Here is a 21,128-nt window from a genome sequence, read left to right as displayed (position 1 = left end):
AAAAACCCGCATGTTGAAGATCTGGGGCCGCCGCAATTCCAGTAACGTCCGCAAGGTGCTGTGGTGCGCCGAGGAGATCGGCCTGCCGTATGAATCCATCGAAGTTGGTGGCAGCCACGGCGGCACGCAGACGCCGGAGTACCAGGCGATGAATCCCAACAGCCTGGTGCCGGTGATCGAAGACCACGGCCTGCCGCTGTGGGAATCGAACGCCATCGTGCGCTACCTGAGCGCACGCTACGCATTGGGCACGCTGTACGCCGAAGACCCGATGGAGCGTGCCCAGGCCGAGAAATGGATGGACTGGAGCACCTCGCGCATGGCGCCGCTGTACACCGACCTGATCTGGGGCATCATGCGCACCGCCCCGGCCGACCGTGACGAATCGCGCATCAATGCCGCCATCGTGCGTGCCGGTGACTACCTGGCGATGGCCGATGCCACGCTGGCCAAACAGCCGTGGCTGTCGGGTGAGAAATTCGCGATGGGTGACATCCCGCTGGGCTCGCTGATCTATGCCTGGTTCGAACTGCCGATCCAGCGCCCGGAACTGCCGCACCTGGCCGACTGGTATGCGCGCCTGCGCGAGCGGCCGGCCTACCAGCGCGGCGTGATGTCGCCGCTGACGTAAGCGCTGGCGTTCCGGATAGCGGTGACCCCGCGGGTAGCGCTGGGCCATGCCCGGCGAACGCGACGTACGAAGGCCTGCCGGGCACGGCCCGGCGCTACCGTGCGTTGGGGATCAATACAGATCCGTCGGATCCACATCCAGCGACCAGCGCACTTTGCGTGCTTCCGGCAGCGCATACAGCTGCGGAACCAGTTGCCCGAGCACGCCGTGCAATGGCGGCCGCTGCACGGCAGACAGCAGCAGTTGCGTGCGCTGGTAACCGGCCCGCCGCGGCATCGGCGCCGGCATCGGCCCATACGCCTCCACCACGTTCTGCTCGCCCAGCAGCTGCCGCGCTGCCAGCAGGAATGCATTGGCATGCTCCACCTGCTGCGCCTCGGCGCGCATCAGCGCCAGATGCGCGAACGGCGGGAATCCGGCGGCCTGTCGCTGGTTCAACTCGGCCTGCGCGAACGGGTGGTAGCCACCACTCACCAGGGTTTCCAGCAACGGGTGCCCGGGGTGATGGGTCTGCAGCCAGACTTCGCCGGGATCACGTGCACGGCCCGCACGGCCCGCCACCTGGATCAGCTGCTGCGCCAGCTTCTCGCTGGCGCGGAAATCGGCCGAGAACAGGCCCTCGTCGATGCCGACCACCACTACCAGGGTCAGCTTCGGCAGGTCGTGGCCCTTGGCCAGGATCTGCGTGCCGACCAGGATGCCGGGCTGGTCGCCCAGCTTCGCCAGCTGCTGTTCCAGCGCGTCACGTCGCGACGTGGTACCGCGGTCGATGCGCACCACAGGGACGTCGGCGAAGGCCGCGGTGAGATGCTCTTCCAGGCGTTCGGTACCGATGCCCTGCGGCTGCAGCGCCAGGCTGCCGCAGGCCGGGCATGCCAGCGGCGCCGGTTGCCGCGCGCCGCAGTGATGGCACTGCAGGCGACGGCCGCCGCCATGCACGGTCATCGGTGCATCGCAGCGGTTGCACGGCGCGGTCCAGCCGCAGTCGTGGCACAGCAGTACCGGCGCGTAGCCACGGCGGTTCTTGAACACCAGCACCTGCTGGCCGCGCTGCAGATGCTCGCCGATGCCGGCCAGCACATCAGCCGAGAGGCCATCGTGGAGCGGCCGCTTGCGCACATCGAGGATGCGCACGCGCGGTGGCCGCGCATCACCGGCACGCTGCTTCAGGCGCAGGTGGGTGTAGCGCCCGGCATAGGCGTTGTGCAGCGTTTCCAGCGAAGGGGTGGCACTGCCGAGCAGCACCGGAATGCCCAGCGCCTTGGCGCGCACCAGAGCGAAATCGCGCGCGTGATAGCGGATGCCGTCCTGCTGCTTGTAGCTGCCGTCGTGTTCCTCGTCGATGATCAGCAGCCCGGCCTGCGGCAATGGCGTGAACACCGCCGAGCGGGTGCCGACGATGACCCGTGCCTCGCCACGCGAAGCCGCAGCCCAGACGCGCGCGCGCTCGTTGTCGTTCAACCCCGAATGCAGTGCATGCACGGCGATGCCGAGGCGGCCGCGGAAGCGTGCCAGGGTCTGCGGGGTCAGGCCGATTTCCGGCACCAGCACCAGCGCCTGCCTGCCCTGTGCCAGGCAGTGGATGATGGCCTGCAGGTAGACCTCGGTCTTGCCGCTGCCGGTCACGCCATCCAGCAGGAAGGGTTGGAAGCCTTCGGCAGCGTTGATCGCGGCCACGGCCTCGGCCTGGTCCGGGTTGAGCGTGGGGCCGGGCAGTGGCTGCGCATGCTGCGGTGCCACCGTCATCGCCACGCGCTCGGCCAGCGCACGCTTGGCCAGGCTGCGCGCGGCGGTCCGCCAGTCCTCCATGCGTTCGCCCAGCACGTCCTCGTCCACGACGGCTTCGGCCAGCAGTTCTGCCAACTGTCGCGGGCGGCTGCCGGCGCGCAGCTTCCCGCGCTGGGCATGGCCTTCGGGGGTCAGCTGCCAGCCCCAGTGATGGGTGTCAGGCAGGGTGTCGCCATGGCGCAGTGGGCCGGGCAGGGCGGTGCTGAGGACTTCGCCCAGCGGTGCGTGGGTGTAACGCGCCAGCCATTGCAGGCTCTGCCACAGCTCCCCCTGCAGCAGCGGCTGCGGGTCGCACCAGGCCAACGCCTGGCGCAGTCCCTGGCCGTCGTCGGTCTGGCCGTGCCCCACCACCACCCCGACCAGCTCGCGGTTGCCGAACGGCACCTTCAGGCGGCAGCCGACCGCAACCGTGGGGCCATCGCCCTCCGGCGACAGGTAGTCGAACAGGCGGGGCAGGGGGACGGGCAGGGCGACCTGCAGGGTCGGAATCGGTGAAAGCATCGGGCGAGTGTACCGGGCCATGCGCGCGCGGATGGCGGGGTGGGAGACGGCGGAGCGGCGCCCGTTGAATCATAAATGTCACCTAAATATCGGTGTCCATTGGAGATTCAGGCTTATCCACATGTTCTGTGGATAACGTTGTGCGTTACCGGTCGACGGGAACGCAGGAGGCCGATGGCGACGAGCTCACGCTTGGGTTGGTCAAAAAATCGCCATACTCAAAAAGAATTCAAAATCAAGGACTTAAGTGTGAAACATTGCTGAAACAGAGTGAATTCAGCTGCATGCCGCAGTTTCCCGCGCCGGGAGCGTGGTGCTGTGCACAACCTGCAGCACGAAGTATCCGTGGGCGCAAGTCCTACGGGCGTCGATTGCCTGCCGCTATCATTCCCCCAGACCTTTGGAGTGACCGATGACGGCTGTGCCCGCCCCTGTTTCCTCGACCGCGGCCGGCGCGCTGTCGGCGTTCCTGCGTGGCGTCGAGCGCCGCGCCCTGGTGGTGGCTGAGCTGCAGTGCGGCGATGCCGCGCGTGCCGAGCAGACCCTGGTGGCGGTGATGCGTGCCTTTGCCGCGGTCGCCAGTGACCTGCCGATGGCGCAGTGGCCGACCCGCTTCTGGACCCTGCTGGGCCAGCGCCAGGCGCTGCGCGAGCCGGTGGGCGGCCAGTGGGAACCGCCGCTGGCCGCGCTGGGCGAGATGGGACCGTTGCCGCGCCTGGCGCTGTTGCTGCGGGTGGGCGGCAGCCTGGATGAAGGTATCGCCATGCGCGTGCTTGACCAGGATGAAGCCGGCTACCAGCACCTGCTGGCCGAGGCCTGCCCGCGTGATGCGCACGGCCAACCCGATGCCTCGGCCTGGCGCCAGCTGGCCGAACAGGTGCAGTTGCGCATCCGCGACCTGCCCGCCAAACGCCTGCAGCAGCTGCAGCAGCCGGCCGCGCCGGCGGCCAACAATGAAGCCCCGACCTCCGGCTGGCGTGCGCCGCAGCGTGAAGATCGCACGGCTGCCAATGGCAGGCGCCGCCGTTCGAACGCAAAGCCGCGCTGGCGCGGTCCATTGATCCTGCTGGTGACCGTGGTTGTGCTGTTGGCAGCCGCGCTGGGCTGGCGCTATTGGCAGGGCCATTCGTCTGGCAGCGACGCACCGCTGCCGGAAGGCGTGGTCGGTGAGGCGGGCCCCGTCACGGTGGAAGCACTGCCGCCAAGCAAGGTCAACGCCACGCCGGACGCGACCCCTGTGCAGGCTACGGACGACGCCACCATGCTGGCCGACCGCGACTATCCGCTGGTGGCCGATGCTGATCTGTATGCGTGGACCGCTGCTGGCGGCCCGCTGCCGGTGGACGAATCACAATCCAGGCCGAGCCGGCCCGAGCCGGCCAGTGCCACGCTGGAAACCGCTGCCGCCGATGAATAAGACCCTGCTCGCCAGCCTGCTGCTGACCCTGCCGTTGTCGCTGTCCGCCGCGCCGCAGACCTTGAACGTGCCGCTGCCGCCGCCAGTGCCGGGCAGTTCACCGGCGGCTACGGCCCCGGCCACCACAAGCACGACACCCGCCGCGTTCGCCCAGCTTGACGCCCCGCAGCAGCGCCAGCGTCGGGCCGATTACGCGGCCTGGCGCGCCCTGCCGGAGGGCGAGCGCGAGCGGATCCGTCAGGCCGCTGCGCGATTCAATGCACTGCCAGCCGACCAGCAGCAGCGCCTGCGCCAGCAGTTCCAGGCGCAGGACCAGGCGTTCCGCGATGGCTGGCGGTTGGGCCCGCAGCTGGGCCTGGAGTTCCCCAAGCTGCACGGCCTGTTCGGGTTCGTGCCGCCGCAACAGCGCGAGGCCGCGCTGGCCGTGCTGCGCCAGCTCAGCCCGGCGCAGCTGGCCCAGCTCACCCTGGTCGCGCAGCGCACGCCGCCGCAGGAGCGCGACACGGTTCGCAGCGCGTTCCTCGCGGTGCCGGCCGCCGAGCGCGACACCTGGCTCAAGCGCCAGGCGGGTCAGTAAACAAAGGGGACGGAGGGGATTAAGTCGTATTCGGCACAGTCGGGCTGGAAACGACTTAATCCCCTCCGTCCCCTTTCCTGTTCGTAACGCGATCGCAACGCGTGATGCTGGGGCCTGCCGGAACCCAGCATTCACGCCATGTCATGGGAATGCGCGCGCTGCACGCGTAAGATGACCGGCCGCAACCCGGTGCCTGTGCCCTTCGCGCGCAACCGCAGTTCGCGTCAAGCACCTTATGTCTACTGCAACCTCCACGCCGCGCTTCAGCAAGGAAGTCGGCGCCACCGGTCTGCTCGCCCTGCCGCTTGTGCTCGGGCATGTATCCACCGGTCTGATCTCCTTCGTCGACAACGTCATTGCCGGCCACCACGCCACCGCGACCCTGGCCGCGGTGACCATCGGCACGGCGCTGTTGTGGCTGCCGATGCTGATCCCGATCGGCACCCTGATCTCGCTCACGGCCTCGGTGTCGCAGCTGCATGGCGCCGGCCGCGAGCGCGAGATCGGCCCGCTGTTCCGCCAGGCACTGTGGCTGGCGTTGGGCCTGGGCCTGATCATGTTCACCTTCCTCACCGTGGTGCCGCCGCTGCTGCCGGCCTTCGGCATCGCGCCGGACATCGTGCCGGGCGCCACCGCGTTCCTGCATGCGGTGCGTTGGGGCGGCCCGGCGCTGACCCTGTATTTCTGCATGCGCTATCTGAGCGAGGGCATGCACTGGACGTTGCCGACCATGCTGCTCGGCTTCGGCGGCCTGCTGGTGCTGGCACCGATGGGCTACGTGCTGGCCAACGGCAAGCTGGGCTTCCCGGAAATGGGTGCCGAGGGCCTGGGCATCGCCTCGGCGGTGATGATGTGGCTGCAGGCGATCGCCTTCGCCACCTACCTGTGGTTCACCAAGCGCTTCGCCCACCTGCAGCTGTTCTCGCACTTCGAAGGGCCGCGCTGGAAGGCGATCTGGGATCTGCTGCGCACCGGCCTGCCGATCGGCATCACCGTGCTGATGGAGGGCGGCCTGTTCATCGTCACCGCGCTGCTGATCGGCCGCCTTGGTGCCAATGAAGCGGCCGCGCACCAGATCGCGATCAACGTGGCGCAGCTGTGCTTCATGATCCCGATGGGCGTGGCCGAAGCCACCACCGTGCGGGTCGGCCATGCAGTCGGCCGTGGCGATGGCTTCGGCGTGCGCCGTGCGGCGTGGGCTGGCTACGCGATCATCATGGGCACGCAGACGTTGTCGGCGGCGGTGCTGCTGTTCGGCCACGATGCCATCGTCGGTGTCTACACCAACGACCTGGCGGTGGCCGGCCTGGCCTCCACCCTGCTGCTGTACGCGGCCACCTTCCAGTTCCCGGATGGCATCCAGGTACTGTCCGCCGGCGCACTGCGCGGCCTGAAGGACACCCGCGTGCCGATGTTCATCGCCATGTTCGCGTACTGGGGCCTGGGCATGCCGCTCGGCGCCGGGCTCGGCCTGGGGCTGGGCATGGGCCCGCAGGGCATGTGGATCGGCCTGATCGTCGGACTGACCGCCGCCGCCATCCTGATGGGCTGGCGCCTGCGGCGCAGCAGCCTGCGCATCGGCCAGTCCGTACTGTCCTGATCCGCCCCGCCCGCCGCGATGACCCGTGGCGGGCGATCCCCTGACTTGTGTCCGATGCCGCATCACGCGGCACCGGCTATGCTGGCACCACGGCAAGAAGCCATCCGGAGCGTTCCATGAATCAACCCGTGCCCCCGCTGCCCCCGGCGCGTCGCAACCCCGTCGCCAGTTTCTTCATCGGGCTGTGGGACGTCATGAACTTCACCCGCCGGTTGATCCTCAACCTGGTGTTCTTCGGCCTGCTGTTCCTGCTGCTGGTGATGTTCGTCATCGCTGCCGGCATGGGCGCCGGTGCCAGCAAATCGCTGCAGGACCGCACCACCCTGGTGATCGCGCCGGAAGGCCGCCTGGTCGAGCAGTTCAGCGCTGATCCGGTCAGCCGTGCGCTGGCCAAGGCGGTGGGCGACAACGGTGCCGAAGAGATCCAGCTGCGCGACCTGCTGCGGGTGATCGAGTCGGCCAAGGAAGACAAGAAGATCGAACGCGTGGTGCTGGAGCTGGACAAGCTGCAGCCGTCGGGCTTCGCCTCGCTGCGTGAAGTCGCCGCCGCACTGCAGGACCTGCGCGCCTCCGGCAAGCAGCTGGTGGCTTACAGCGAGAGCATGGGCCAGTCGCAGTACCTGCTGGCCGCGCAGGCCGACGAGGTCTACCTGGATCCGATGGGGTCGGTGGTGCTCGAGGGCCTGGGCCGCTACCGGCAGTATTTCCGCTCCGGCCTGCAGGACAAGCTCGGCGTGGACGTGCACCTGTTCAAGGTGGGCGAGTACAAGTCCGCGGCCGAGCCGTACGTGCTCGATGCTGCGTCGCCGGCCTCCAAGGAAGCCGACCTGTTCTGGATGAACGACGTGTGGCAGCGCTACCTGGGCGACATCGCCAAGGCCCGTCGCCTGGACCCGGCACAGCTGGCCGCCGGCATCGACACGCTGCCGGAAGGCATCGCCGCTGCCGGTGGTGACCTGGCCAAGTTCGCCCTGCAGCAGAAGCTGGTGACTTCACTGAAGACCCGCGAGGAATTCGAGGATCTGATGATCGAGCGCGGCGTGGCCGACGACGATGCCGACGGTGGTTTCCGCAACGTCGACTTCGGCACCTACCTGGGCCAGCTCGATGCGCGCCGCAACCCGGTCGACAACCGTCCGCAGGTGGCGGTGGTGGTGGCCGCCGGCGAAATCAGCGGCGGCGATCTCCCGGCCGGCCGAATCGGTGGCGAATCGACCTCGGCGCTGCTGCGTGCCGCGCGTGACGATGAGAACGTGAAGTCCGTGGTGCTGCGTGTCAATTCGCCGGGTGGTGAAGTGTTCGCCTCCGAGCAGATCCGCCGTGAAGTGGTGGCCCTGCAGGCCGCCGGCAAGCCGGTGGTGGTGTCGATGGGCGACCTGGCCGCCTCCGGTGGCTACTGGATCAGCATGAACGCCGATCGCATCTATGCCGATCCGTCGACCATCACCGGTTCGATCGGCATCTTCGGCATGGTGCCGAACTTCAGCCGCGCGCTGGACAAGATCGGCGTGCACACCGATGGTGTCGGCACCACCCGTTTCGCCGGTGCGTTCGATGTCACCCGCCCGATGGAGCCGGCTGTGGGCCAGGTCATCCAGTCGGTGATCAACAAGGGTTACGCCGACTTCACCGGTCGCGTCGCCGACGCCCGCAAGAAGCCGGTCGAGGCCGTCGACGAAGTGGCCCGTGGCCGCGTGTGGAGCGGTGCGCAGGCAAAGGAACGAGGCCTGGTCGATGCCTTCGGTGGCTTGAAGGATGCCGTGGCCGATGCCGCCAGCCGCGCCAAGCTGGGCAAGGCCGATGCCTATCGCGTGCGCTACATCGAGAAGGCGGCAACGCCGTTCGCGCAGTTCGTCAGCGGTTTCGCCGGCAGCCGTGCCGGTGCCTGGATGCTGTCCGACTCGGGCATGGCACGGATGGTGCTGGCGCGCACGATGCCGGAAGTGGATACGCAGCTGCGCTTTGTCGAGAACGCGGCCCGCGAGAAGGGCAACGGCACGCCGGTGAAGGCGCTGGCGTACTGCTTCTGCGGGTTCTGACCGGAAGCCATCCACGCATGGCGTGGATCTACTGGAAACGCCCGGCCTTGGCCGGGCGTTTTCGTTCGCGGGGTTACTGCGTGGCGTCAGCCTCGGCCTTGCGCTCGCTCGCAGCGGCGTCATCGACGGTTTTCTGCACGCGCTTGGCGCGGTCCAGTGGCTGCTGGATCGCACGGGCCATGGCCTGCGGTTCCGGCGGCTTCTCCGGATTCGGCGTGGGCGGGCGCTGGCAAGCGGACAGCAGCACGGTGGCCAGCAGGGACGTGGACAGGATCAGGATGCGCATGGCGGCACTCCGTGATGGGCGTGCGGGCAGTGTCGCATCCTCGGCAGGGGGCGGCCGTGAGCGCGTATCCTTGCCGCATCGAAACACAGCGGGCGCGGCCCCGGAGAGCACATGACCCAGCAACGGTGGCGCCTGGACGGCCAGACCGCCCTGATCACCGGCGCCAGCGCCGGCATCGGCCTTGCCATCGCGCATGAACTGGCCGGCTTCGGCGCCGATCTGATGATCGTCGGCCGTGATATCGACATGCTGGAGACGGCGCGTGACGAACTGCTGGACGTGTATCCGCAGATGCAGGTGCATGCACTGGCTGCCGATGTCTCCGACGACGAGGACCGCCGCCAGATCCTGGACTGGGTGGAGGACCACAGCGATGGCCTGCACATCCTGGTCAACAACGCCGGCGGCAACGTCACCAAGGCGGCCACCGAGTATTCCGAGGATGAATGGCGGAAGATCTTCGAGACCAACCTGTTCTCGGCATTCGAGCTGTCGCGCTACGCGCATCCGTTGCTGGCCCGCCACGCGTCGTCGTCCATCGTCAACGTCGGCAGCGTGTCCGGCCTGACCCATGTGCGCAGCGGCGTGGTCTACGGCATGACCAAGGCGGCGATGCACCAGATGACCCGCAACCTGGCCGTCGAGTGGGCCGAGGATGGCATCCGGGTCAACGCGGTGGCGCCGTGGTACATCCGCACGCGGCGCACGTCCGGGCCGTTGGCGGACCCGGACTACTACGAGGAAGTCATCAATCGCACGCCCATGCGCCGCATCGGCGAGCCGGAGGAAGTGGCTGCAGCCGTGGGCTTCCTGTGCCTGCCGGCGGCCAGCTATGTCACCGGCGAGTGCATCGCGGTGGATGGTGGATTCCTGCGCTACGGGTTCTGATCGCTCTGCTGTAGAGCCGAGCCCTTGCTCGGCTGCACTCCGCCAACGGCAGCCGAGCCTGGCTCGGCTCTACAACAGATCCACCCCATGGGCAGGTGCGGCCATGCCGCCGCTGTCACCCCGGTACCGGGCAGTTGCTGGCTTCGAGCACGTCCTGCAGCCGCTTGCGTTCACCGCGCGCGGTATCGCGGTTCTCCGGCGCGGCGAAGCGCTCACGGCCGCGGGCATCGCGGAAGCGCTGCTGCCAACCACCGCAGCGCTGCGCTTCGGGAAGCGCTTCGCAGTGGTCGCGCACCACTTCACAGCTGGCGGCGTTCACCGGCGTCACTCCGCCAAGGCCCTGTACCGTCATCAGCTCGCAGCGGCCGGGCGCGGCCTCGTACTCGTACAGGTAGCCGCGGCCCTGGCTGTCGGTGCACTGGAAGATCGGAGGAAGTGGCGGCTTCGGTGGACCATCACCTGCGGCGGCGCGGGCCTCGGCATCGCGACGCAGCGTCGCGCTGTCGAGGATCTGGTCGTCTCCTTCGTGTTCGACCATGCCTGCTTCCATGATCGTGCGTCCTTCATCCGCGCGTCGTGGTTTCGCTGGGGCCGCAGGGGCAACGGCCGCTCCGGCCGGCACCCGCGCGGGTGTTTCGACAGGGGCGGGTGCAGGTTCGGCCGCCACAGGTGCAGCGGCGGCCGGCTGCGAGTTGGCCGGGTGGGGCATGCGCAGCACCTGCTGCTTGCTGCCGGTGGGGCACGGCGTGCGCTGCAGGGTAGGGACGTCACTGCTGCTGGAGGTACAGCGGTAGATCACGCCCTCTTCGGCCAACGCGCTTCCAGGCAGCAGCACCAGAAGCAGCCAGATCACTCGGTTCATGCGCACAGCGTACAGGCTGCGACGGCCTGCTGCGCTCAGCGTTCGCAATCGCGCGACAGGCGCGCATCGATGCCGCGCTGTTCGTTGCTGATGGCGGTGCGTTCACTCTGCAGTGCGCTGTTGTAACGGCGATCCAGCTCCCAGCGGCGGTCACTCAGTCGCGCGCAGACTTCCTGCGGCGGCAACGCATGGCAGCTGTCGCGAACCAGCACGCTGCCGGCCGGGACCTGCACGCCCATGCCGATCGAGGGAGGGCGATAACCCGCGCCTTCGCCGATCGGCGTGCCGATGGCCGGGCGCGGACCCGGGTAGGCCGGGCCCCGATGGCCGTGTGGCAGCCAGACACTGGTCCACAGCGGCACCCAGCGCGGATTGCCTTCGTTGTTGTCGCTGGTATAGCGGCGTCCATCCTCGCTCACGCATTCGTACATCGGTTGCGGCGGCTGGATGTAGACGTGGCGGACTTCGCGCTCGCGGATGACCGGGGGTTCGCTGGGCGGCGGAGGCGTGGCATCACTGCGTACCACCCGTGGAGCGGGATCGCGCGGGCGCTGCAGGTCGCGTACCTGCTGGCGGCCGCTGTTGCAGGGCGTGTCCTGCAGGGCAACGGCGCCGTTGCTGGCAACGCAGCGGTACACCCGCACGTCCTCGGCCCCGGCGGCGGACGACGTCCACGGCAGCAGCAGGCACAGGCTGAAGGTGGCGCGGAGCAGGCTCATGGCGGCAGCGTGCGTGATTGTCCGCGGCAGTGCAATCGGCAGCTCAGGAGCGCAGCACGTTGCCGCTGAGCGCGTCGCGTATGGGGGTGGGTTGGGCCAGGCCACCGGTCTGTCCGTCAAGGATGCCGTCAAGCAGGCGCAGCAGGCGGGGATCCAGCTCTTCGCGGCTGCGCGCCGGTGGTTCGCCGGCCAGATTGGCGCTGGTGGAGACCAGCGGGCCACCCCAGGCGCGGCAGAGTTCGGCCACCAGCGGGTGTGCGCTGATGCGCACCGCAATCCCGCTGTGTTCGCCGGTGACCCAGGGCTGCGCGCGCGGGCCGGCGGGCAGGATCCAGGTGTTGGCGCCGGGCCAGCTGGCCAGTACTGCGCGCTGGCGGGCGTCGGGCAGCGCCTGCAGGCGCACCCAGCCTTCCAGCTGCGCCAGCTCGGCCGCGACCAGGATCATGCCTTTTTCGATCGGGCGCTGCTTCAGCCGCAGCACCATGTGCACCGCAGCTTCGTGCGAGGGATCACAGCCCAGGCCCCAGACCGCTTCGGTCGGGTAGGCGATCACGCCGCCCGCGCGGAGCGTGGCGACAGCAGAGTCCAGGGTGAGTTCTTTCATGGCGGCGACCGGCCCGGCGTGGGCCTTCATTATCCCCCGGCTGCGTGCAGAAGGGGTGGTCGGCGCGGACGGTAGGTGCGGACCGCTGGTCCGCACACCTTGCCCCTCATCCACGCATGGCATGGATCTACTTCTTTGCAGCGGCCTTCTTCGCCGGGGCCTTCTTGGCGGCGGCCTTCTTTACTGCTTTCTTGGCCGGGGCCTTCTTGGCAGGCGCTTTCTTTGCAGCGGCCTTCTTTGGTGCCGCTTCCTTCTTCACCGCTGCTTTCTTGGCCGGGGCCTTCTTCGCGGCGGCCTTCTTGGCGCCAAAGCCCTTGCGCACCGGCTTGCCGGTTTCTTCCATCAGCTGCTGCACTTCGGCCAGGGTCAGCGATGCCGGCTCGCGATCCTTGGGGATCTTGCCGTTCATCTTGCCGTCGCTGATGTACGGGCCGAAACGGCCGTTCAGCACCTGGATGTCGCTGCCCTCGAATTCCTTGATGATCCGGTTGCGCGCGATCTCTTCCTTCTCTTCGATCAGGAACACGGCGCGGGCCAGGTCGATGGTGTACGGGTCGTCTTCCTTCTTCAGCGAGGCATAGGTGCTGCCGCGCTTGGCAAACGGGCCGAAGCGGCCGATGCCGACGCTGACCGGCTCGCCCTTGTCCTCACCCAGCGCGCGCGGCATCAGGAACAGCTCCAGCGCGTCTTCCAGGGAGATGGTGTGCATCGACTGGCCGGGGCGCAGCGAGGCGAACTTGGGCTTTTCTTCGGCATCTTCGGCGGTGCTGCCGATGGCGGCGTACGGCCCGAAGCGGCCCAGGCGCACACTGACCGGCTTGCCGGTCTTCGGGTCGGTGCCGAGCTCGCGCGCGCCACTGGCCTCGGCACGGTCGACCGATTCCTTCTTGTCTTCCACCAGCTCCTTGAACGGCTCCCAGAAGCGGGCCATCAGCGGGATCCACTCTTCTTCGCCACGCGAGACGGCGTCGAGCTCGTCTTCGAGCTTGGCGGTGAAGTCGTAGTCCACGTACCGGGTGAAGTGGCTGGACAGGAACTTGGACACTGCGCGGCCGACGTCGGACGGGCGGAAGCTGCGGCCTTCCATTTCCACGTACTTGCGGAACAGCAGGGTCTGGATGATCGAAGCGTAGGTCGAGGGACGGCCGATGCCGTACTCTTCCAGCGCCTTCACCAGCGCCGCTTCGGTGTAGCGCGGCGGCGGCTGGGTGAAATGCTGTTCGGCCTGGATGCGTTCCAGCGGCACGCGGTCGCCAGGCTTCATCGCCGGCAGCTTGCGGCCTTCGTCCTCGTCCTCGGCGCTCTTGTTGTCCTTGCCTTCTTCGTACACGGCCAGGAAGCCGGGCACCACCACGGTGGTACCGCTGGCACGGAACACGTGCTCGCTGCCGGCCGACAGGTCGACGCTGGCGGTATTGAGCGTGGCCGGGATCATCTGGCAGGCGACGGCGCGCTTCCAGATCAGTTCGTACAGGCGGCGCTCGTCGTCGGTGAGGAAGCGTGCGACCTGGGCCGGCGTGCGCAGCGCCGAGGTCGGGCGCACCGCTTCGTGCGCTTCCTGGGCGTTCTTGGACTTGGTCTGGTAGGTGTTCGGCTGGTCCGGCAGCGAGGCGATGCCGTAGTCGCGGGCGATCACATCGCGGATCTCGGCCAGCGCGTCCTGCGACAGGTTCACCGAGTCGGTACGCATGTACGAGATCAGGCCGACGGTGCCTTCGTCGCCAATCGCCACGCCTTCATACAGCTTCTGCGCCACCTGCATGGTCTTGCGGGTGGTGAAGCCGAGCTTGCGTGAGGCTTCCTGCTGCAGGGTGGAGGTGGTGAACGGCGGCGCCGGGCGGCGCTTGCGCTCCTTGCTGGCCACATCGGTGACATGCAGCGAGCCCTGCGCGGCCTGCTGGATGCGCAGGCGTGCGGCTTCGGCGGTGTCACCGTCGGTGACGGTGAACTGCTCGAACTTCTGCCCGTCCAGCTTGATCAGCTTGGCATTGAAGTGCTGCGACGGGTGCGCGCACTCGGCGGCGATCGACCAGTATTCGCGGGCGATGAAGGCTTCGATCTCTTCCTCGCGCTCGACGATCATGCGCAGCGCCGGGCTCTGCACGCGGCCGGCGGACAGGCCGCGCTGGACCTTGCGCCACAGCACCGGCGACAGGTTGAAGCCGACCAGGTAGTCCAGCGCGCGGCGCGCCTGCTGGGCATCGACCAGGTCGCTGGCGATCGCGCGCGGCTGGCTGATCGCTTCCTTGATGGCGCGCGGGGTGATCTCGGTGAACACCACGCGCTGCATCGGCTTGTCCTTGACCAGCCCGCGTTCCTTCAGGATCTCGGCGATGTGCCAGCTGATCGCCTCACCCTCGCGATCCGGGTCGGTCGCCAGCAGGATGTCGTCGGCGCTCTTGGCGGCCTTGGCAATCGCATCGACATGCTTTTCGTTCTTGTCGATCACGTCGTAGTGCATGGCGAACCCGTTGTCCGGGTCGACCGCGCCTTCCTTCGGGATCAGGTCGCGCACGTGCCCATACGAGGCCAGGACCGTGTAGTCCTTGCCGAGGTATTTGTTGATCGTCTTGGCCTTGGCCGGCGATTCGACGATGAGCAGGTGCTTGGGCATGTCAGGAAAGGTCTGTGGGCGGACCGGGGGAGAGGGGCCGCTAGGGTGGAGCAAACGGCCGCATTAGTGAAGCGGCCACGGGCAAATCCATAAACTGAACGCCCGGTAATGTGCCGGGCGTTCAGGTTTCACCTTATTAGAGGAATCACGCCCGGCCAGCCCATGTCAAGCAGCCAGGCGTGAGGATGGCCGTTCATGAGGCCATCTTGGCGATGAAGCCGACCGCGAACACCAGCAGGACCAGGCCCGCCAGCGACAGCAGGCCGGTCAGCACGAGCACCAGCACGGTCACCGTGCCCAGCTCGCGGCGCTGCAGCTGCGGCTGGTCGGTGTAGGCCCAGCGGTCGACCACCAGGGTGTCGCAGATCATGTCGTGCAGGCCCTGCTTGCGCTCGGTGAAGGCCGCCATCAGGAAACCGATGCCGAGGGTGAAGCTGCTCAGCAGCATGGCCCAGTAGCGGCCAAATGCGCGCGCCTTGGTCAGGCGCTCGCCGTTGCCGCGCACGACCTTGATGCCGACCGCCATCTTGCCCAGCGTGGCGCCGCCCTGCGAGGCGTGGAACCAGGTGTAGTAGGCCATGCCGATGCAGAGGTTGATCAGGGCACTGGCCAGCTGCGCCACGATCTCGATGGCCGATTCGCCACTGCCCACCGCGCCCATGCTGGCGCCGAGGATCGCACCGAGGATCGCACCGATGATGCTGCCGGGGATGACCAGCACGAAGTAGTCGATCATGTAGGCCGCCACGCGCTTCCAGAAGCCCGCGTAGACCACTTCACCGCCAACCACCGGCTGTGCGTGGCCACCGCCGCCGGCGGCGGCTGGAGCGCTGTAGGGCGAGCTGCTGAGTGCGCCGGTGCCGGGCAGGGGGGCGCTGCCGTTGTCGATGGCGGCATAGTCGCCACGCAGGTCGAAGCCGCCGCTGCTGGTGGCCGTGCTGGCATCGGCCAGCGTCTGCAGGCCGAGCTCGTCGACCACCTGGCGCAGTGCAGCCCACTGGGCCATGCCCTCGCGCCAGACCAGGGTGTCCAGGTTGAGCTGGCCACGCTGGAAGCGCTGGCGGATCTCCTGGACCGGCAGCGGGCCCTGGCGTTGCTGTCCTTCGGCGTAGTACCACTCAGTCATTGCATGTTCCCTGTTGAATCATCCTTGGAGGTGCTGGCGTGCGCGTGGCTCAGCCGCGGCACGACGGCGGCAGGTACTTGTCGTTGCTTTCGCCACTGCATTCCCAGCGGCCGCTGTCGCGATCGTATTCCAGCCACAGCAGGTCGCCATCGAGGCTCTTGCCGGGCAGCGCCAGGGTGGCTTCGATGCCACAGTGGCCATTGTTGAAGCGACCGATGTTCACCGCCGACAGCCCTGCATGGGCGAAGTCACCCGGGGCCGGGAAGCCGGCGTCGTTGGCACCGGGGCAACGGCCTTCGTCATCGGCGAAATGCTGCACCTGGTCCTTCAACGGCTGCAATGCGGTCACTGCGCCGGCGACCTTGGCGCGCACGGTGTAGTCGTTGTAGGCAGGCAGCGCGATGGCGGCCAGGATGGCCACGATCGGTACCAGCACCAACAGCAGGCCGCCGCCGATGATGGCGGTCAGGGCACAGCCGGACAGCTTCTTCTTCGGCGCCGGCAGGGCGGTGGCCGATGCACTGGTGGTGTAGGGGGTGGACGGCGGCAGTACCGGCGGCTGCGGCGGAGGCGGTGCCACCGGTTCCGGTTCGGGCTCGGGTTCCACGGGTGGCGTGGCAGCGTCCAGCGCCGGCACGATCAGGCCGAGTTCGTCGACCACGGTGCGCAACGGCTGCCATTGCGGCAGGCCGTCGCGCCAGACCAGGGTGTCCAGGGAGATCTGGTTGTTGCGGAACAACTCGACCAACTGTTCCGCCGGCAGCGGACCCTGCTGCCGGTTGCCTTCTGCATGGAACCACTCGCTCACGGGGACGCTCCTGAATGCGCTATGCCCCCAAGTGTACGGTCAGTGCAGGGGTTCTGGCTCGTCCATGAACATCTGCGTCTCCATCCAGGCATACGCCGCCTCGGAGCCGGGCTGGTTGAACAGCACCATCAGTACGACCCATTTCAGGTCGTCCAGGTCCAGTTCGTCCTGGTCCAGGGCCATCGCCCGGTCCAGCACCAGCTCGCGCTGGTCGGCGTCGAGGATGCCGTGCTGTTCCAGGTACAGCAGGAAACCACGGCATTCCACGTCCAGCTTGTCCAGCTCGGGGCCGTGGTAGACGCGCACGGGGCCATCGACCCGCGCCTGGGCCACGCTCGGCCGCTGCGCGGCCAGGGCATCGAGCCAGTCGAATGCCTTGTTGATCTCGGTTGGGCTGAAACCGGCCTGGATCAGGCCGTTCTGGAGCGAATCGCGGTCACGGATCAGGTCCGCATCTTCGCTGAAATAGTGTTCAAACAGGTACAGCAGTACGTCCAGGATGCTCTCTTTCATTGCCCCTCGGCCTGCGTCGCGCGACGCTGTGGAGGTGAAGAAACTAGGGAGTTCGACAGTAGCGGCCGTGTACGCACACCACGATTCCCGCCAGTTCCATGGCCAGCAGCATGGAGGACACCTGGGGCGCCGTCAATCCACAGCGCGTGATCAGTGAATCCATACCGCTTGGGTTGTGGTCCAGGGCCCGCCACAAGCACTGGTAGTCAGGGTCGTCGGCCCAGCGCGCCGGCAGGAGTACCGGCGGTGCCTGTTCAGTGGGGGTGGCCAACCGTGATTGCAAGCCCGGCAGCTGCTGGCGGAGGGCGGGGGCCAGCAGTTCCAGGACCTCCTCCGGGCGCTCGACCAATGCAGCACCCTCACGGATCAGCCGATGGCAGCCCGCCGCGCGTGGATTGAGCACCGAGCCGGGCAGGGCGCAGACCTCGCGGCCGGCCTCGGCGGCCAGGCGTGCGGTGATCAGGGCGCCGGAGCGCTGGGCGGCCTCGACCACCACCGTCGCCAGTGCCAGCCCGGCCACCAGCCGGTTGCGGGCGGGAAAGTGGCCGGGGCGTGCCGGCGTGCCTGGCAGGTACTCGCTGAGCACCGCGCCTTCGGTAGCGATCCGGGCCTGCAGGCGGGCGTGGCTGTCCGGGTAGGCCCGGTCCGGGCCGGTGCCGATGACCGCCACGGTGCAACCACCGGCGTCGAGTGTCGCCTGGTGGGCGGCGGCGTCGATGCCCGCCGCCAGGCCGCTGGTCACCGTCAGTCCGGCTTCGACGAAACAGCCGGCAAAGCGGGCTGCCAGCGCGCGTCCGCCCGGCGTTGGCGAGCGGCTGCCGACCAGCGCCACCGACGGGCGCCAGGCCAGGCTGGGGTCACCGGCGATGAACAGCGCAAGGGGTGGGTTGGGAACATCCAGCAGGGCCGGGGGGAATGCCGGATCGGTGAAGGCCAGCAGGTGCTGGTTGTCGTCTTCCAGCCAGCGCCGTGCCACGGCCGAGGCACGGGCGTCCGGGCGTTCCAGTGCGGCGCACTGCTCTGGCGTGCAGCCGTGGGCGCGCCAGTTCGCGGTGCCCTGCGCGATCGCGATTTCCGCATTGCCTGCGGCCTCCAGCAGGGCCCGACGTGGTGCCAGCGCGCCGCCTGCCATCAACAGGCGCAGCAGCGCCTCGTCAGTTGGGTTGGTCATCCCCCCACTATCGAGCGCATACAACAAAGGCGCCCTAGGGCGCCTTCGCATGTGGCTGTCAGACTTTGCCGGAGACCGCCCCTGTAGAGTCGACTGTCAGTCGACTACCGCGCGCAGCGCGGGCGCTTTCGGGGGGCGGTGAAGAGCAGTCGACTAACAGTCGACTCTACCGCGCATCCGGGTGCAGTGCGTTGAACCCCACGCGCACCGGCTTCACGCCCTGCATCACCAGCGCGTAGCTGACGTTGTCGAAGGTCCGGAACACCATGGCGTGCGCGGCGTATTCGTCCGGCAGCGAGACCCGGCCTGCGCCGGTGCTGAGCGAATCGTCCATGCGCGACGAGGTCGGGTACTTCATGCGGTGCGCCACGTGGCGGCCTGGGCGCCACAACGAGAACACGGTGCCGTTGTCCACGCCCTGCGCGCGGCCTGCCGAGATCGCGATCACATCGCGCGGGCCGGCGGCGGTGAACATGTCGGTGACGGCCAGCACGCGCACGTCGACGCCCTCCACACCGGCGGCCGGGACATGGGGAATGAACTGCAGGTCGTACGGCTTGGCCTCGACCGGGACCAGGCGGTCGCCGGCACGCACCTCGCGGCCGCCCTCGTTCTTGTCCAGCACCAGGGTGGACGCCTCGACCTTGCCGCCGGCGACATGGGTGATGGTGCCGGTGGCGACCTGGGCCAGCTCATAGCCGAGCACGCCGCGGCGGTGGTTGGGGGCGTTGTAGGCCCGCCACAGGTTGCCGCTGCCCGGGGTGACGTCGCCGTTGGCGGTCAGGTCCTCGGTCGGCTTGGGCTGGGCGTAGCGCACGGTCGGGCGGACCACGGCCCAGCGCTGCCCCAGCTGGGCGTCGGCCAGGCGCACGTACACCGCGCTGCCGCTGGTGACGCGCAGGCGTTCTTCCTCCAGGCCGGCCACGTAGGGCAGCTGCTCGATGCTGTCGACCACGCTCAGCTGCTTCAGGAACGGCTCGACCTGGGCCAGCGGAATGGCATCGATCGGGGCTTCCTGGCGCGGGCCGGGCTTGGCAGCGACGGTCACCCGGTCCAGATAGGCCAGGCTGAGCACGTCACCGGGATAGATCAGGTGCGGATTGGCGATCTGCGGATTGGCCTGCCAGATCTCCGGCCACAGCCACGGCTTCTGCAGGAAACGTGCGGCGATATCCCACAACGTATCCCCTTTTCGGACCACATAGGTGTCCGGGTGCCCGCCATTCACTTCCACGGCGGTAGCATAGGCAGCCACGGTCAGCATCGCCGCGGCGACGACCGTACGAAAACGAAGCAACATAGGTGTGAAGCCCTGATTCCCCAACAGGTTCGCGCACTATAGTCCAGAAACCGGGGCGCAAGGCAAGCGTTGGAGCTAGAATCTGCGACGTATGCCGGCGTGCCGGCCCCCTATCCGGAAACAGCCATGGCCCTTCTCCCCATTCTCGAGTTCCCCGATCCGCGCCTGCGTACCAAGGCTGCGTTGATCGAAGCCGCCGAAGTCACCACGCCGGCCTTCCAGGAACTGATCGACAACATGTTCCTGACCATGTACGACGCCCCGGGCATCGGCCTGGCCGCCACCCAGGTGGACGTGCACAAGCGCTTCATGGTCATCGACGTCAGCGAAGAAAAGAATGAACCGCATGTGTTCATCAACCCGGAAATCGTCGCCAAGGACGGGGGCCGGGTGTACCAGGAAGGCTGCCTGTCGGTTCCGGGCATCTTCGCTGACGTCACCCGTGCCGATACCATCACCGTGAAGTACCTGGACCGCAACGGCCAGGAACAGCAGATGGAAGCCGGCGAAGTGCTGGCCACCTGCATCCAGCATGAGATGGATCACCTGGACGGCAAGCTGTTCATCGACTATCTGTCGCCGCTCAAGCGCGAGATGGTGCGCAAGAAGCTGGCCAAGCAGCGCAAGCACGTGGCGTGATCGCCAATCCGGGCCACCCTTCGGGTGGCCCGCGCCTGCGCGGCACGCGCGGGCTGTACGGCGCCGGCCGACGGCGCCGTTTTCTTTCCTGCACGAATCCATCCTGCAAGTGGGGTAGCCATGAGGATTGTCTTTGCCGGTACGCCGGAATTCGCGGTGTCATCGCTGCGCGCGGCTGCGCGCCATCATGAGGTCGTGGCCGTCTACACCCAGCCTGATCGTCCGGCCGGCCGTGGCCGTGGCCTGGCGCCGTCGCCGGTCAAGCTGGAAGCCGTGGCCCGTGGCATTCCGGTCTACCAGCCGGAGTCGCTGAAGGACGCGGCCGCCCAGCAGCAGCTGCGCGACCTGCAGCCGGATCTGATGGTGGTAGTGGCCTACGGCCTGATCCTGCCCAAGGCGGTGCTGGCCATTCCGACCCACGGCTGCTGGAACGTGCATGCCTCGCTGCTGCCGCGCTGGCGCGGTGCCGCGCCGATCCAGCGCGCGATCCAGGCCGGCGACGCCAAGACCGGCGTCTGCCTGATGCAGATGGAGGCCGGCCTGGACACCGGCCCGGTGCTGCTGCACCAGGAACTGCCGATCGCGGCCACCGATACCGGTGGCCAGCTGCATGACAAGCTGGCCGAGCTGGGCGCACAGGTGCTGTCCGATGGCCTGGGCCTGCTGCGTGCCGGCATCAAGCCGATCGCGCGGCCGCAGCCGGAGCAGGGCGTGACCTACGCGCACAAGCTGGACAAGGCCGAAGCGAAGCTGGATTGGGCGCAGGACGCCGGCGCGCTGGCGCGTACCGTGCGCGCGTTCAATCCGTGGCCGATCGCCGAGGCGACGCTGGCCGGTGAACGCGTGCGCATCCATGGTGCGGTGGCGCTGGAGGCGGACCACGGCCAGGCACCGGGCACCGTACTGGCCGCCAGCCGCGATGGCATCGACATCGCCTGTGGCCAGGGCGCGCTGCGCCTGCGAGTGCTGCAGCGGGAAGGTGGCAAGGCGATTACTGCGGCCGACTACCTCAACGCCCGCCGCGATCTGCGCGTGGGGGCATAAG

At 68.1% G+C, this 21,128-nt stretch carries 19 protein-coding genes; 8 read left to right on the top strand and 11 right to left on the bottom strand.

Annotation, left to right across the window (positions count from 1 at the left end; genetic code table 11):
* Positions 1-10 precede the first annotated feature (10 nt).
* Positions 11-631 carry a glutathione S-transferase gene (locus G5A07_RS07125; protein WP_010481150.1) on the top strand — a complete coding sequence of 207 codons (621 nt, stop codon included), beginning with the start codon at positions 11-13 and terminating at the stop codon, positions 629-631.
* A gap of 111 nt (positions 632-742) precedes the next feature.
* Here G5A07_RS07125 and G5A07_RS07120 read toward each other — a convergent pair whose 3' ends face one another.
* Complete coding sequence (locus G5A07_RS07120) at positions 743-2,920, bottom strand: primosomal protein N' (protein WP_049480210.1); 2,178 nt, start codon at positions 2,918-2,920, stop codon at positions 743-745.
* 412 nt (positions 2,921-3,332) lie between these two features.
* Between G5A07_RS07120 and G5A07_RS07115 the strand changes: the two genes are divergently transcribed.
* The 4 genes from G5A07_RS07115 (at position 3,333) to sppA (ending at position 8,553) form a co-directional block, all read left to right on the top strand.
* Positions 3,333-4,337, top strand: coding sequence for a hypothetical protein (locus G5A07_RS07115; protein WP_191863092.1), 1,005 nt, complete (start codon positions 3,333-3,335; stop codon positions 4,335-4,337).
* On the top strand, positions 4,330-4,914 hold the full coding sequence (locus tag G5A07_RS07110; RefSeq protein ID WP_019338930.1) for a DUF3106 domain-containing protein: 585 nt from the start codon (positions 4,330-4,332) through the stop codon (positions 4,912-4,914). The genes G5A07_RS07115 and G5A07_RS07110 overlap by 8 nt, the downstream gene beginning before the upstream one ends.
* Before the next feature lie 235 nt (positions 4,915-5,149).
* Positions 5,150-6,514 carry an MATE family efflux transporter gene (locus tag G5A07_RS07105; RefSeq protein WP_010481157.1) on the top strand — a complete coding sequence of 455 codons (1,365 nt, stop codon included), beginning with the start codon at positions 5,150-5,152 and terminating at the stop codon, positions 6,512-6,514.
* Positions 6,515-6,630: 116 nt separating this feature from the next.
* On the top strand, positions 6,631-8,553 hold the full coding sequence (gene sppA, locus G5A07_RS07100; protein ID WP_191863091.1) for a signal peptide peptidase SppA: 1,923 nt from the start codon (positions 6,631-6,633) through the stop codon (positions 8,551-8,553).
* A 73-nt stretch (positions 8,554-8,626) separates the two neighbouring features.
* On the opposite strand, the gene G5A07_RS07095 is transcribed toward sppA, so the two are convergent.
* Positions 8,627-8,839, bottom strand: a complete 213-nt coding sequence (locus G5A07_RS07095) for a hypothetical protein (protein WP_010481162.1) — start codon at positions 8,837-8,839, stop codon at positions 8,627-8,629.
* 111 nt (positions 8,840-8,950) lie between these two features.
* Between G5A07_RS07095 and G5A07_RS07090 the strand changes: the two genes are divergently transcribed.
* Positions 8,951-9,727 (top strand): SDR family oxidoreductase, encoded by a 777-nt coding sequence (locus tag G5A07_RS07090; protein WP_010481164.1) that lies wholly within the window; start codon positions 8,951-8,953, stop codon positions 9,725-9,727.
* Positions 9,728-9,842: 115 nt separating this feature from the next.
* Here G5A07_RS07090 and G5A07_RS07085 read toward each other — a convergent pair whose 3' ends face one another.
* The 9 genes from G5A07_RS07085 to G5A07_RS07045 all read right to left on the bottom strand — a co-directional run bounded on the left by G5A07_RS07085 (position 9,843) and on the right by G5A07_RS07045 (position 19,444).
* Entirely contained in the window at positions 9,843-10,589 is a 747-nt protein-coding gene (locus tag G5A07_RS07085; protein WP_029379731.1) for a hypothetical protein, read from the bottom strand.
* 35 nt (positions 10,590-10,624) lie between these two features.
* Entirely contained in the window at positions 10,625-11,308 is a 684-nt protein-coding gene (locus G5A07_RS07080) for a DUF4124 domain-containing protein (RefSeq protein ID WP_019338926.1), read from the bottom strand.
* A 43-nt stretch (positions 11,309-11,351) separates the two neighbouring features.
* The gene (locus tag G5A07_RS07075) at positions 11,352-11,942 is read right to left on the bottom strand and encodes a Sua5/YciO/YrdC/YwlC family protein (RefSeq protein ID WP_019338925.1); all 591 of its coding nucleotides are present in this window, start codon (positions 11,940-11,942) and stop codon (positions 11,352-11,354) included.
* Positions 11,943-12,039: 97 nt separating this feature from the next.
* Positions 12,040-14,526 carry a DNA topoisomerase I gene (locus G5A07_RS07070; protein WP_191863090.1) on the bottom strand — a complete coding sequence of 829 codons (2,487 nt, stop codon included), beginning with the start codon at positions 14,524-14,526 and terminating at the stop codon, positions 12,040-12,042.
* A 193-nt stretch (positions 14,527-14,719) separates the two neighbouring features.
* Positions 14,720-15,652 (bottom strand): RDD family protein, encoded by a 933-nt coding sequence (locus G5A07_RS07065; protein ID WP_019338923.1) that lies wholly within the window; start codon positions 15,650-15,652, stop codon positions 14,720-14,722.
* Positions 15,653-15,701: 49 nt separating this feature from the next.
* A complete protein-coding gene (locus G5A07_RS22585; protein ID WP_019338922.1) occupies positions 15,702-16,460 on the bottom strand; it encodes a pilin in 759 nt (252 codons plus the stop codon).
* Positions 16,461-16,499: 39 nt separating this feature from the next.
* The gene (locus G5A07_RS07055) at positions 16,500-16,973 is read right to left on the bottom strand and encodes a DUF494 family protein (protein WP_005411195.1); all 474 of its coding nucleotides are present in this window, start codon (positions 16,971-16,973) and stop codon (positions 16,500-16,502) included.
* Between the two features lie 43 nt (positions 16,974-17,016).
* Positions 17,017-18,144, bottom strand: coding sequence for a DNA-processing protein DprA (gene dprA, locus G5A07_RS07050; protein WP_191863089.1), 1,128 nt, complete (start codon positions 18,142-18,144; stop codon positions 17,017-17,019).
* Positions 18,145-18,310: 166 nt separating this feature from the next.
* Positions 18,311-19,444, bottom strand: coding sequence for a LysM peptidoglycan-binding domain-containing protein (locus G5A07_RS07045; protein ID WP_049452925.1), 1,134 nt, complete (start codon positions 19,442-19,444; stop codon positions 18,311-18,313).
* Between the two features lie 126 nt (positions 19,445-19,570).
* On the opposite strand from G5A07_RS07045, the gene def reads away from it, so the two are divergent.
* Both def and fmt read left to right on the top strand, forming a co-directional pair.
* Entirely contained in the window at positions 19,571-20,083 is a 513-nt protein-coding gene (def, locus tag G5A07_RS07040) for a peptide deformylase (protein ID WP_010481177.1), read from the top strand.
* A 120-nt stretch (positions 20,084-20,203) separates the two neighbouring features.
* Positions 20,204-21,127, top strand: a complete 924-nt coding sequence (gene fmt, locus G5A07_RS07035) for a methionyl-tRNA formyltransferase (RefSeq protein ID WP_010481179.1) — start codon at positions 20,204-20,206, stop codon at positions 21,125-21,127.
* The last annotated feature ends 1 nt before the right edge of the window (position 21,128 follow it).

The sequence above is a fragment of the Stenotrophomonas sp. AS012628 genome, from assembly GCF_010608305.1.
Lineage (GTDB): Bacteria > Pseudomonadota > Gammaproteobacteria > Xanthomonadales > Xanthomonadaceae > Stenotrophomonas > Stenotrophomonas geniculata.
This window is presented reverse-complemented; position numbering and strand designations above follow the sequence as displayed.